This window comes from Minwuia sp. IMCC3060 (assembly GCF_029909435.1).
In the GTDB taxonomy this organism is placed as follows: Bacteria; Pseudomonadota; Alphaproteobacteria; order Minwuiales; family Minwuiaceae; genus Minwuia.
Map to the genome: position 1 here is coordinate 1,256,048 of NZ_CP123782.1, position 12,543 is coordinate 1,268,590.

12 protein-coding genes are annotated in these 12,543 nt (G+C 65.5%); 9 read left to right on the forward strand and 3 right to left on the reverse strand.

What is annotated here, in order from left to right:
- Positions 1-66: 66 nt before the first annotated feature.
- Genes QGV54_RS05950 through QGV54_RS05975 form a run of 6 tightly spaced genes read left to right on the forward strand, consistent with a single transcriptional unit; the run spans position 67 to position 5,877 of the window.
- Positions 67-1,128 carry a BMP family ABC transporter substrate-binding protein gene (locus QGV54_RS05950; RefSeq protein ID WP_281020083.1) on the forward strand — a complete coding sequence of 354 codons (1,062 nt, stop codon included), beginning with the start codon at positions 67-69 and terminating at the stop codon, positions 1,126-1,128.
- On the forward strand, positions 1,128-1,937 hold the full coding sequence (locus tag QGV54_RS05955; protein ID WP_281017758.1) for an isochorismatase family cysteine hydrolase: 810 nt from the start codon (positions 1,128-1,130) through the stop codon (positions 1,935-1,937). Before QGV54_RS05950 ends, QGV54_RS05955 begins: the two co-directional genes overlap by 1 nt.
- Positions 1,937-2,407, forward strand: a complete 471-nt coding sequence (locus QGV54_RS05960) for a RidA family protein (protein WP_281017757.1) — start codon at positions 1,937-1,939, stop codon at positions 2,405-2,407. The genes QGV54_RS05955 and QGV54_RS05960 overlap by 1 nt, the downstream gene beginning before the upstream one ends.
- Positions 2,407-3,915: an ATP-binding cassette domain-containing protein gene (locus QGV54_RS05965; protein WP_281017756.1), complete on the forward strand. Its 1,509-nt coding sequence runs from the start codon at positions 2,407-2,409 to the stop codon at positions 3,913-3,915. Before QGV54_RS05960 ends, QGV54_RS05965 begins: the two co-directional genes overlap by 1 nt.
- Positions 3,915-4,949: an ABC transporter permease gene (locus QGV54_RS05970; protein ID WP_281017755.1), complete on the forward strand. Its 1,035-nt coding sequence runs from the start codon at positions 3,915-3,917 to the stop codon at positions 4,947-4,949. Before QGV54_RS05965 ends, QGV54_RS05970 begins: the two co-directional genes overlap by 1 nt.
- Positions 4,942-5,877, forward strand: coding sequence for an ABC transporter permease (locus tag QGV54_RS05975; protein ID WP_281017754.1), 936 nt, complete (start codon positions 4,942-4,944; stop codon positions 5,875-5,877). The genes QGV54_RS05970 and QGV54_RS05975 overlap by 8 nt, the downstream gene beginning before the upstream one ends.
- Before the next feature lie 45 nt (positions 5,878-5,922).
- On the opposite strand, the gene QGV54_RS05980 is transcribed toward QGV54_RS05975, so the two are convergent.
- Positions 5,923-7,731: an NAD(P)/FAD-dependent oxidoreductase gene (locus QGV54_RS05980; RefSeq protein ID WP_281017753.1), complete on the reverse strand. Its 1,809-nt coding sequence runs from the start codon at positions 7,729-7,731 to the stop codon at positions 5,923-5,925.
- 239 nt (positions 7,732-7,970) lie between these two features.
- Here QGV54_RS05980 and yghU point away from each other — a divergent pair, with 239 nt between their 5' ends.
- Positions 7,971-8,846 carry a glutathione-dependent disulfide-bond oxidoreductase gene (gene yghU, locus QGV54_RS05985; protein ID WP_281017752.1) on the forward strand — a complete coding sequence of 292 codons (876 nt, stop codon included), beginning with the start codon at positions 7,971-7,973 and terminating at the stop codon, positions 8,844-8,846.
- Positions 8,847-9,070: 224 nt separating this feature from the next.
- Here the strand turns inward: yghU and QGV54_RS05990 are convergent, their stop codons facing one another.
- Entirely contained in the window at positions 9,071-10,024 is a 954-nt protein-coding gene (locus QGV54_RS05990) for a D-2-hydroxyacid dehydrogenase family protein (protein WP_281017751.1), read from the reverse strand.
- Positions 10,025-10,159: 135 nt separating this feature from the next.
- On the opposite strand from QGV54_RS05990, the gene QGV54_RS05995 reads away from it, so the two are divergent.
- Positions 10,160-10,537, forward strand: a complete 378-nt coding sequence (locus QGV54_RS05995) for an OB-fold domain-containing protein (RefSeq protein WP_281017750.1) — start codon at positions 10,160-10,162, stop codon at positions 10,535-10,537.
- Between the two features lie 28 nt (positions 10,538-10,565).
- Positions 10,566-11,717, forward strand: a complete 1,152-nt coding sequence (locus QGV54_RS06000; protein WP_281017749.1) for a thiolase — start codon at positions 10,566-10,568, stop codon at positions 11,715-11,717.
- A gap of 33 nt (positions 11,718-11,750) precedes the next feature.
- On the opposite strand, the gene QGV54_RS06005 is transcribed toward QGV54_RS06000, so the two are convergent.
- Positions 11,751-12,527 (reverse strand): enoyl-CoA hydratase/isomerase family protein, encoded by a 777-nt coding sequence (locus QGV54_RS06005; RefSeq protein ID WP_281017748.1) that lies wholly within the window; start codon positions 12,525-12,527, stop codon positions 11,751-11,753.
- Between the last annotated feature and the right edge of the window lie 16 nt (positions 12,528-12,543).

A 12,543-nucleotide genomic window follows, 5' to 3' on the forward strand; every position in this document is an offset into this window, starting at 1 on the left:
AATGAATATTTACTTAGCCCCGTCTGGGTGATGATCATCCTGGCCGGGCGAGAGCAGGAGGCGGGAATGAAGAAATGGTTGGGACTGGCAATCGCCGGGGTGATGGGCGCGACGGCATTCGCGGCATCGGCTGAGCAGAAGATCGGGTTCATCTATGTCGGCCCGGCGGCTGACTATGGCTACAACATGTCGATGGACCTCGGGCGTGAGCACGTGGAGAAGTCGATCGAGGGCGTCAGCACCACGACCTTCGAGGCGATTCCGGAGTCCGCCGAGGTGGAGCGGGTGATGGAACGGCTGATCAGCACCGACCACAACATCATCTTCGCCACCAGCTATGGCTATCTGGATCATGCCATCAAGCTGGGCAAGAAGTACCCGGAGGTCTCCTTCCTGCACGCCGGTGGCCTGAAGACGTCCGGCAATGTCGGGACCTACTGGGCGGATTCGGATGACGGCATGTATCTGGCCGGTGTTGTCGCGGGCTCCGTGACCAAGACCAACAAGCTGGGTTTCGTCGGCGCCTTCCAGATTCCGCAGCTCTTCCGCTCCATCAACGCCTTCACCCTCGGGGCGCAGTCCGTGAACCCGGACGTGACCACGACAGTCGTCTGGACCGGTGGCTGGTGGGAGCCGCAGAAGGAGGCGGAGGCCGTCAATGCCTTTGCCGACCAGGGAATCGACGTGATCGCCGAACAGGTGGACTCGCCGATCACCATCGCCCAGACGGCCGAAAAGCGGAACGTCTTCATCATCGGCAAGGATGTGGACATCTCTGACCGGGCACCGAACGCCTGGCTGACCGGTGTGTCCTGGAACTGGGGGCCGATGATGGTCGACCTGGTGAAGGAAATCCAGGCCGGGACCTGGAAGCCGAGCCATGTGCGTGGTGATCTGGCCAGCGGCCATGCGGTTCTGGATCCCTTTGGCAAGAACGTGCCGGAGGATGTCCGCAGCAAGGTGCTGGCGCTGAAGCAGGCCATCATCAGCGGCGAGAAGGAAGTCTGGTCCGGCCTGATCGTCAGCCAGGACGGAACGGTCGTCTCGAAGGCCGGTGAGACCATGCCCATGGAGAAGGTCGAGAGCATGGACTACCTGGTCAAGGGCGTGACGGGAGCGAGCAACTGATGACTGACGCAGGCAAGGGGGGCGGCAAGGCGATGGGTGCCGCCCCGGGAGAAAGCTGGCAGGTCACGCCTGCGCAGGTCGACATGACCCGGCCGACGCCGGCGCCGAAGCCGCTGTCGGTTGCGGCGGAACCGCAGGACATCGTGGTGGACGCGCACAAGTCCGCGCTGATGATCGTCGACATGCAGAACGATTTCTGCACGGAAGGCGGATGGCTGCACAGCCGGGGCATCGATGTTTCGCCCAACCGGGCGCCGATCGAACCGCTGCGACGGCTGGTCGATGGTTTCCGCGCTGCCGCCCTGCCGGTCATCTGGGTCAACTGGGGGGTGCGCAAGGATCTGCTGAACATCCATCCCTCCCTGCTGCATGCCCACAATCCGACGGGCACGGAGGTGGATCTGGGCAGTCCCGTGCCCGGCACCCGCTCCGAGGTGCTGCGCAAGGGCAGTTGGGGTGCCGAGGTCGTCGACGAGATCAATCCGGGCAAGCGCGACATCCAGATCCTGAAGCACCGTTTCAGTGCCTTCTGGGATACCGAGACAGATGCCGTGCTGCGCAACCTTGGTGTGAAGACCCTCTTCATCGGCGGCGTGAACATGGACCAGTGCGTGATGACCACGCTGGAGGACGCCAGTTTCCTGGGCTACGACACGATCCTGGTGGAGGATGGCTCCGCCACGACGTCGCCCGACTACTGCGTGCAGTCGGTGCTTTACAATGTGAAGCTGCTCTACGGCTTCGTGACAGGTTCGGACGCCCTGTTGCAGGGGCTTTCGGACGCCGGACTTTCCGGAGGATCGGTCTGATGGCGAGTTTCTCGGGCCGGGCGGCCGAACTGGGGATCGAACTGCCGCAGGTGCCGGTGCCCATCGCCAACTTCCGTCCCTTCAGCCTGCACGGTGATCTGGTGATCCTTGCCGGTCAGACCTGCGAATGGAATGGCACCATGACCCTGCGGGGCAAGATCGGTCTGGACCATGATCTCGAGGCAGGGATCAAGGCGGCGCGCATCTGTGGTCTCAACCTGATCGCGGCCCTGGCGCTGGCCTGCAATGACGATCTGGACAGGGTTGCCAACTGTCTGCGGCTTGGTGGCTTCGTCAATGCGCCGGCCGATTTCGATCTCGTGCCGAAGGTGATCAACGGTGCATCGGACCTCATGCACGAGTTCTTCGGCGAGATCGGCGCCCATGCCCGCACGGCGGTCGGCGTCGAGACCCTGCCGCAACGGGCGGCCGTCGAGGTCGATGCCATGTTCGCCCTGCACCCGGCCTGATGCCCGGGCGACTGATCCAGTTGCGCGGCATCACGCGGCGCTTCGGGTCGCTGGTGGCGAATGATGATGTCAGCATCGAGATTGAATCCGGTAGCTGCCTCGCGCTGCTGGGGGAGAACGGGGCCGGCAAGAGCACGCTGATGAAGGTGCTCTATGGCGCGATCCAGCCGGATTCGGGCGACATCCTGATCGACGGCCGGCAACAGCAGTTCCGTGGCCCTGCTGATGCCATGGCGGTGGGCATCGGCATGGTGTTCCAGCAGTTCTCCCTGGTGCCCGCGCTGACCGTGCGGGAGAATCTGCTGCTGGCCAGTCCACGGGCACCGTGGTTGCAGGTGCCGGGTGCGCCCGGTCTCGATACCGTGCTTGAGGTGCTTTCCCGGCTTGCCCCCGATCTGGACCCCCGGTCCCGCGTCGCCGATCTGGCGGTGGGGGAGCGACAGCTGATCGAACTGGCGAAGGTGCTGAACCTCGACGCCCGGACCATCATCCTCGATGAGCCGACATCCGTGCTGACCCCGGCGGAGACCCAGCGTCTCTACGGGCTGATCAACGAGATGGTGGCCGACGGCAAGGCCGTGGTGATGATCACGCACAAGCTGGCCGATGTGGCTGCCTGCGCGGACCGGACCGCCATCATGCGGCGGGGGAAGCTGATCCATGCCGGGCCGACGCGGGACATGTCCCGCCAGCAGATGGTGGATAGCATGATCGGGGCTGGCAGTCCGGCCTCGGCAAGTCCGCCGCCACCGCCGGACCGCAATGTGGCCCGCGTGGTTGTCCGCGAACTTGGCGCACGCACGGAAACCCAGCAGGTCCAGGGCATCAGCCTCGAGGTCGCTCCGGGCGAACTGCTGGGCATCGCCGGTGTCGTCGGCAACGGCCAGACGGTGCTGGCGGAGGCGCTGGCGGGCCTGCATCCGCTGACGGCAGGCGATGTCACCGTGGACGGTATTTCGGTTGCATGGCGTCCGACGCCGCCTGTGCCGGATGGGCGCGTGGCCCATATTCCCGAACAGCCGATGCTGAACGCCGTGGTGCCGACGCTGGATCTGGCGGCCAACCTGCAGATGCGCGATATCCGCCGGCGGTCGTTCTGGCAGTTCGGCCGACGCGGGCAGGCCGATCTGACCGTCCGGCTGCAGGCCGCCGATGTGCGCCCCCCGGAACCGTCGCGGCTGACCGGCACCCTGTCCGGCGGCAACCTGCAGAAGCTGGTGCTGGGTCGTGAACTGGCCGGGGAGCCGTCGCTGATCGTTGCCTGCTATCCCACCATGGGGCTGGATGTCGCCGCGACCAGAACCGTCTATCGCCAGCTCTTCGCCCATCTGGCGCGCGGTGCGTCGATCATCTGGTTCTCCGAGGAACTGGACGATCTGCTGGAGTATGCGCACCGGATCGCCGTGCTGCGGGACGGGCGCATCGCCGGGATCAGGAACCGCGATCAGGCCGACAGGGCCGGAATCGGGGATCTGATGCTGATGCATGACATGGCCCGGAGCGCCTGATGCCGACCCTTGCCAGACATGAACGGCTTGCCGGTGCGGCGCTTGCCGCGCTGGCCTTCATCATCGTTGCGCTGGGCTTCTTTGCCGTGATCGGCGAGCCGCCCCTCGCGACCCTGCTCTCGATGGCCGAATATGCCGTCGGCGACCGCTATTCCCTGTCCGAGACGCTGGTGAAGATGACGCCGATCCTGTTCTGCGCCCTGGCGGCCATCGTCCCCGCCCGTCTTGGACTGATCTCCGTCGGTGCGGAAGGACAGTTCCATGTCGGCGCCCTGATCGGCACCGGCATGATGCTCTGGACGCAGCCGTTCGATGGCTGGCTGCTGCTGCCGCTGGTGCTGTTGGGGGGCGCGGCGGGCGGTGCACTCTATGGCTGGCTGCCGGGGATTCTGCGGGCGCGCCTGTCGGTCAACGAGACCATCACCACCCTTCTGCTGAACTATGTGGGGGTGCTGATGGTCAGTGCCGCGGTCTACGGGCCGTGGAAGGATCCGGGGAATCTGGGCTGGCCCGCCACCATCGCCTTCCCCGATGCGGCAGTCCTGCCGCAGCTCTTCGGAACACGGGTCCATGCGGGGCTTCTGCTCGGCCTGCTGCTGGCGCTCTGCCTGCACGTGCTCTTCCGTTTCAGCCGCTGGGGCCAGTCGCTGGACATCCTGAAGGGCAATGTCCGGGTGGGACGGATGATGGGGCTGGACTATCGCCGCCATGTCATCATCGTCATGGCGCTGGGCGGGGCACTTGCCGGGCTTGCCGGGATCGGGGAGACCTCGGTCATCCAGGGTCGGCTGCAGCCGGGCATTTCCGTGGGCTATGGCCTGACCGGATTTCTGGTGGCCTGGCTGGCGGGGCACAACGCCCTGCTGGCGATCCCGGTCTCCTTCCTGATCGGCGGCCTGATCGCGGCGGGGGACACCTTGCAGCTTTTCAACAAGATTCCGGCCTCCAGCGCCACCGTGCTGCAGGGTCTGATGTTCGCCACCGCGCTGGCGGTGCCGGGTCTGATTGCCCTCTGGAGGTCGCGTCGTGGATGAGGCAACGCTGATCCTGATCGCGGGATGGGTCGCGGCGATCCTGCGCAGCGCGACGCCGTTGCTGTTCGTCACTCTGGGCGAGACCCTTTCCCAGCGCGTCGGCATCATCAATCTGGGTATCGAGGGGGAGATGCTGGCCGGGGCCTGTTTCGGCTTCGCCGCCGCGGCGACCACCGGTGATCCGCTGCTGGGCCTGATCGCCGGCGGTGCGGCCGGTGTGGTGCTGTCCATGGTCCATGCCGGTCTCTGCATCGGGCTTGGGGCAAACCAGTTCGGCAGCGGGCTGGCCGTCTGGATGATCGGACTCGGCATCACGTCCTTTTACGGCCGCGCCTTCGTCGGCGGCCAGGTGGATGCCAGCGGCAGTCTCGGCGGTTCATGGCTCGGCGACAGCCCGGTACTGGCACAATTGCTGGACAATCTGAGCTGGACCGCGCTCGCCGCTGTCCTGCTTGTCCTGCTGGCGGGCTTTCTGCTCTACCGCACCCGCACGGGTCTGGCCTGGAGGACGGTCGGCGAGGCACCGGAGGCGGCGCGCGCCGCGGGGCTGTCCGTGCCGCGCATCCAGGTCTCCGGGGTCCTGCTGGGCGGGTTCCTTGCCGGTGTCGGCGGGGCGGTGCTTTCCGTCGACTATACGCAGACCTGGGCGCAGGAGATGACCAAGGGCAGGGGGCTCGTGGCCGTGGGGCTGGTGATCGTCGCGCGCTGGAATCCCTATCTCGTACTGCCGACGGTGCTTGTCTTCGGCGGCGCGGAAGCGGCGGTGACCCGGCTCCAGGCGGGCGGTTTCGTCCTTTCCAGCCACGTCCTGGCCAGCCTGCCCTACATCATTGCATTGCTGGTCGTTGTCGGTGCCTATGCCTGGGGGCGGCGCGGTTCGGGTATGCCCGAGGGGCTGAAAGGCGTTTTCGCGGTCCGGGGTTCCTGACCAACCAGGTCTGTGTCTGTCGCAACACTTGAACCCCGGAACACGCTAGGTGAATGCCAGACCGTCGAAATCGCCCTTGTCCCGCCAGCCCTTCAGGTACCTGAAATAGGCGGAGGCCCCGGCCGGATAGCCGACCCGCAGCCGGGATTCCGCTGTCGGTTCCTGGCCTTCGTTGTTGTAATAGCCAGGCGTGCAGTCCGGCGATGCGCCGATCATGCGTCCTGACCCGGTCAGCAGCAGGTCGATCCAGGCCTGTTCGGCCTCTGCCGTCACCTCCACCTCCGACGCGCCGTTTGCCAGCGCATGCTGGACGATGGCGGCAATCGTCCGGCCTGACTCGGTCAGGTTGTGCGGCACGTTGGAGATCAGGTTGGCGCCCTGGGTCGGCTGCACGATGAAGGCATTGGGAAAGCCGTGCACGTGGATGCCGTGCTTGGTCCGCATCCCCTCCGACCAGTGTTCGGACAGCAGCTTGCCGTTCCGTCCCTTCAGGTCGAAACCGGCCCGGCGATGGTACTCGGTCCCGACCTCGAAGCCGGAAGCATAGATGATGCAGTCGACGGGATACTCGGTGCCCGCCACGACGACACCCGTCGCCGTGATCCGTTCCACGCCCTTGCCATCCGTGTCGATCAGATGCGTGCCGGGTTCGTTGAACGCCTGCAGGTAGGCATCGTGAAAGCAGGGCCGCTTGCAGAGCTGCCGGTACCAGGCCTTCAGGTTCTCGGCGGTTTCCGGGTCATTGACGATGGCCTCGGCGCGGGCGCGGATCTCCTCCATCTTCTCGAAGTCGGCATCCTCCCAGGCGGCAAGCATGTTCTGCGGGGTTATCTGGTCCGGGGGGAGTTGCATGATCTTCGTGCGTATGCGCCGTGCCAGATCGGTCCAGCCGTCCTGCACCAGATCCTCGCTGGCCTGGCCGCCGGTCTGATTGTCGGTGAAGTTCTCCAGCCAGCGCTGCTGCCATCCCGGCGTCGCGATCTCCGCGAACCAGTCGGCATCGATGGGGCGGTTGTCGCGGACATCGACGGAGGACGGCGTGCGCTGAAACACGAACAGCTCGGCGCAGGCGCGCGCCAGGTGCGGCACGCACTGAACGGATGTGGCACCGGTGCCGATGATCGCGACGCGCTTGTCCGCCAGCTTCTCCAGCGGCGCGCCGGACGGGTCGCCGCCGGTATAGTCATAGTCCCAGCGGCTGGTATGGAACGAATGCCCCCGGAAGTCCTCGACCCCCGGAATTCCGGGCAGCTTCGGTACATGCAGCGGACCCGTTCCCATGCCGACGAACTGTGCGGTGAAACGGTCGCCGCGATTGGTCTCGATCCGCCAGCGTGTGGCTGCCTCGTCCCATTCCAGTGCCGAGACCTCGGTGTGGAACAGCGCATTGTCGTACAGGCCGTACTGGCGCCCGATGCGCTGGCAGTGGGCCAGGATCTCCGGCGCATGGGCGTATTTCTCGGTCGGCATGTGACCGGTTTCCTCCAGCAGCGGCATGTAGACCATGGAGGCCGTGTCACACTTCGCGCCGGGATAGCGGTTCCAGTACCAGGTGCCGCCGAAGTCGCCACCCTTCTCGATGATCCGGATGTCCCGGACCCCTGCCTCTGTCAGTCGTGCGCCAGTGACCAGCCCGGCGAAGCCGCCGCCGATGAAGGCGAAGGTGACGTGGTCCGTCACCGGCTCCCGCTCGACCCGTGGCGTGTATGGATCATCCAGGTAGTGCGCCAGCTGCCCCTTCAGTTCCAGATACTGGGCATTGCCATCGGGCCGCAGCCGCTTGTCGCGCTCCTGGCGGTATTTCCGGCGCAAGGCCTCCTTGTCGATTGCTGCCTTGCTGCCATCCGCGGCCATGACCTGTTCTCCCTCGAAAAACCTGCGCGGGCACTTTCCGGTGGCAGAGCACTCAATTCAAGCCCCGGACGTCCGATCACGCGCCCGTGCGTCAGACTTTCCTTTCGGTTCAGGGGGGCTAGATCAGTCGGTGGCCGCTTCACGACAGGGGCACCGTTTGCAACAATGCGTGCCTCTCCTGCGGAGTGGGCGGAGAAGAAACCGCGGTTACCCGAATTCAGAATGAAAGATGTCACACGATGAATGATGCAACGTCCTATACGCCGCCGAAGGTCTGGAAGTGGGAACAGGAGAACGGCGGTGCCTTCGCCAATATCAACCGTCCCATCGCCGGGCCGACGCACCAGAAGGAACTTTCGGTCGGCAAGCACCCGCTGCAGCTCTACTCCCTGGCCACGCCGAACGGCGTCAAGGTGACGGTGCTGCTGGAGGAACTGCTGGCCAAGGGCCACACGGGTGCCGAGTACGACGCCTGGCTGGTGAATATCCGTGACGGCGAACAGTTCGGCAGCGGCTTCGTCGCGGCCAACCCGAATTCCAAGATTCCGGCGCTGGTGGATCACAGCACCGCGACCCCGACGCGGGTCTTCGAATCCGGCTCCATCCTGCTGTACCTGGCCGAGAAGTTCGGTGAGTTCCTGCCGAAGGATCCGGCGAAGCGGACCGAGACCCTGAACTGGCTGTTCTGGCAGATGGGCAGCGCACCCTATCTGGGCGGCGGCTTCGGCCACTTCTATGCCTATGCGCCGGTGAAGATCGAATATTGCATCGACCGTTTCGCGATGGAGGTGAAGCGCCAGCTCGACGTGCTCGACCGTCAGCTTGCCGACAACGAGTACATTGCCGGTGACGAGTACACGATTGCCGACATGGCGATCTGGCCCTGGTATGGCGCGGTGATCAACAACGCGGTCTACGAGGCGGCAGAGTTCCTGGATGCCTCGTCCTACAAGAACATGGTGCGCTGGACCAAGCAGATCGGACAGCGTCCGGCCGTGAAGCGGGGCCGCATGGTCAATCGTGCCATGGGCGAGCCTTCCTCGCAGCTGCGCGAGCGCCATGACGCCAGCGACTTCGAGACCAAGACCCAGGACAAGATCGAAGCCGCAGGCTGATCGCGGCTGTCTTCTACCTGCCAGCACGACGAGCCCGGGCCAGACCCGGGTACCCGGCCGAACAACGTCACGATGGGCGACTGGGCCCGCGGATCAGGTCCGCGGGCGTCGTGGTGGGGTGGGGAGTGAGAGATCACTTCGCCACCCCCAACCACGTCGTGCCCGGGCCTGACCCGGGTGCCCAGCCGTGCCGCGTGGCCGATTCCATCATTCGACGGAACGCTCTAGGTGCTGATGACACGGACAGGTTTGCCGTCGATGAAGGCAAGGATGTCTTCCAGCATCTTCTCGTGAAACATCTGCCAGGTATCCTCGGAGACATAGCCCACGTGGGGCGTCAGGATCACGTTGGGTGCCTTCCGGATCGGATCGTCGGCGGGCAGGGGCTCTTGCGCATAGACATCGATACCGGCACCGGACAGGGCACCTGACTCCAGTGCGGCGATCATGGCGGGCACATCGATGATGGGGCCGCGCGAGGTGTTGATCAGGGTCGCGCCCCGTTTCATCCGGCTGATCGCGTCGGCGTCAAGCAGCCCCTCCGTCCGCTCCGACAGCCGGACATGCACCGAGACATGGTCGGAACTGGCCAGCAGTTCGTCGAATGAAACACGTTTCACGCCGACTTCCGCCGCACGGGATTCGGTCAGGTTCGCGCTCCACGCCAGCACGTTCATGCCGAAAGCCTGCGCGTAGCCGGCAACGCGCCCGCCCAGCTTGCCAAGGCCGATGAGGCCGAGCGTGCTGCCCGCCAGGCTGTGCCCGATCTCCTGCGGTTGCCAGCCGCCGCTTGCCAGGGCCGCCATCTGCTGCGGCATCCGGCGGGCCAGCATCAGCAGCAGCGTGAAGGTCAGTTCCGCCGTCGGGTGGCCCGGCCCCTCCGTTCCGCAGACGGTGATGTTGCGGGCGCTTGCGGCGTCCATGTCGATGGCGGCATTCCACATGCCGGTGGTCACGATCAGTTTCAGGCCGGGCAGGCGCTGCATCAGCGCCGCCGTGATCGGCGTGCGTTCCCGCATCACGCACAGGATATCCACATCACCCAGCCGGGCGGCGAGGGCATCCGGATCGGGAATGTTCTCGTTCACCACGATCAGCTCGGCATGCGGCGGCAGGCGGGTCCAGTCGGCGTAGGCGCGGGCGACGTTCTGGTAGTCGTCGAGGATGGCGATCTTCATGCTGGCTGTTCCCCCCTGTCTGGCCGGGTCATGGCAATCATGACCACAAGGGTAACATGCGCGCGCCGCCATTGTGCTGTCAGCCCCGTTCGGTCACTCTCGGCGGAGGTCCAGTCAATCGGGGGAGGAGAGACGATGACCGAGGAGTTGTCCGGTATCAGGCCGGAGGAGGAATACCGCGCGCATCTTGCCGAAGGGCGATTCATGCTGCTGCGCAGCCGGTCCAGCGGGCGCTGCATGTTCTATCCCCGCGTCGCCGAGCCGGTGACGGGAAACACCGATCTTGAATGGGTCGCCGCATCGGGGCGGGGCACGGTCTATTCGACGACAGCCATCGGCCAGCGCCCGCCGACGCCGTCCTACAATGTCGCGCTGATCGACTTGGAGGAAGGCCCGCGCATGATGAGCCGGGTCGAGGGGCTTGCGGCCGAGGACGTGCAGATCGGCATGGCGGTCAAGGCCAGGGTGGCAGACGAGGACGGGACCCCCATCGTCGTCTTCGACCCCGCCTGAACGCTGCATTGACCCCGAGGATCAGATCATGAATGGATTTCCGCGCGGCAAGACCGCAATCACCGGCGCCGCCACCTTCGGCATCGGGCGCAACCCCGGCCTCAGCAGCATGGACATCGCGGTGAATGCCAGCATCCGCGCCCTGCGCGACGCGGGCATCACGCCGGGCGATGTGGATGCCCTTTACATCTGTCTGCCTGACAACTTCCTGTCCGGGCTGACGTTCACGGAGTATCTCGGCATTCAGCCGAAGATCACGGAGAACAACCGGACCGGCGGCTCCGCCTTCCTGACACACCTGCAGTCGGCCTGTCTGGCGCTTGATGCCGGTCTGTGTGACGTGGCGCTGATCGCCTATGGCAGCAACCAGTTGTCGGGTGCGGGAAAGCTGGTGACGCCAAGCGGTGCCGACCCCTACGAAGGCCCCTACAGGCCGCGCCTGCCGGTCAGCGCCTATGCGCTTGCCGCCGCGCGGCACATGCACGAGTACGGCACGACGCCGGAGCAACTGGCCGAAGTCGCCGTCTCCGCCCGGCAATGGGCCAACCTGAACCCCGACGCCCATATGCAGGGGGATCTGACGGTGGACGATGTGCTGCAGGCACGGCGCGTTTCCACGCCTCTGGGGGTGCGGGACTGCTGCCTGGTGACGGATGGGGGCGCGGCAATCGTCGTGACCCGTGCCGACCGCGCGAAGGACCACAAGTCAAAGCCCGCCTATGTGCTCGGCGCTGCGGCGGCGACGTTCCACCACAATATCTCGCAGATGCCCGACCTGACTGTCACTGCCGCCTCCGAAAGCGGGCCACAGGCCTTTGCCCAGGCAGGCGTTGGTCCGAAGGATATCGATGTCGTGGAACTCTACGACGCCTTCACCATCAACCCGGTCCTGTTCATGGAGGATCTGGGGTTCTGCGCGAAGGGCGAGGGCGGGGCCTTCTTCGAGAACGGCCACACTGCCCCCGGCGGCGCTCAGCCCGTGAACACCAATGGCGGCGGCCTGTCCTGCGTGCATCCCGGCATGTACGGCCTGTTCACCCTGGTGGAGGCCGTGCAGCAGATCACCGGAGTCGCCGGTGCCCGTCAGGTAGAGGGTGCGAAACTGGCCCTCGCCCATGGCAGCGGCGGTTACCTGTCCAGCCAGGTGACGGCAATCCTGGGGACGGAAGAGACCCTCTGACCCGAAGGGCGATGGTCTCTCCCTTTCCCGGTTTCAACGTCCCTTGAAGTTCGGGACGCGGCGTTCGGCGGTGGCCTTGATGCCTTCGCCGAAATCCTCCGTGGTGCGCAGCTTGTCCTGAATGGCAAGCTCGTGATCGGTGGCGGCCTTGACCCGTTCGGCCAGTCCCTTGCGCATGGTGGCGCGGGTCTCCAGAACGCCCAGCGGTGAGTTCTCGGCGATCTCGGCAGCCAGTTCCATGGCGGCATCGCGCAGTTTCTCCTGCGGCACCAGCACGTCGACCAGGCCCATCTCTGCCGCTTCCTCGCCCTTGATGCGGCGGGAGGTGTAGAACATCAGGTTCGCCTTCGACGTGCCGATGACTTCCGGCAGGGTCGTGGTCAGGCCGAAGCCGGGATGGAAGCCGAGCCGCGTGAAGTTGGCGGCGAAACGTGCCTCCGGGCAGGCAACGCGGAAATCCGGCATCATGGCCAGACCCAGGCCACCGCCGATGGCCGCGCCCTGGATGGCGCCGATCACCGGCTTCGGCGTGCGGAACAGGCGCACGGCCTCCTGATACAGGTTGCCGCCCTTGCCGATGTTCTTGCTGTCGTCGCCGCTGAAGTCGGCACCGGCACAGAATGACTTGCCCTGCGCGCAGAGCACGATGGCCCGGCAGTCCGCCTCCCGCCCCAGATCCTCGAAACAGTCGGCGATGGCCCCGATCAGTTCGAAGTTGAAGAAATTGTGCGGTGGGCGCTGGATCTCGACCACGGCGACGTGGTTGTCCAGCGTGACGCCCAGTTCCGGATAATTCCCGTATGCAGTCATGTTCTTCCTCCCCAAA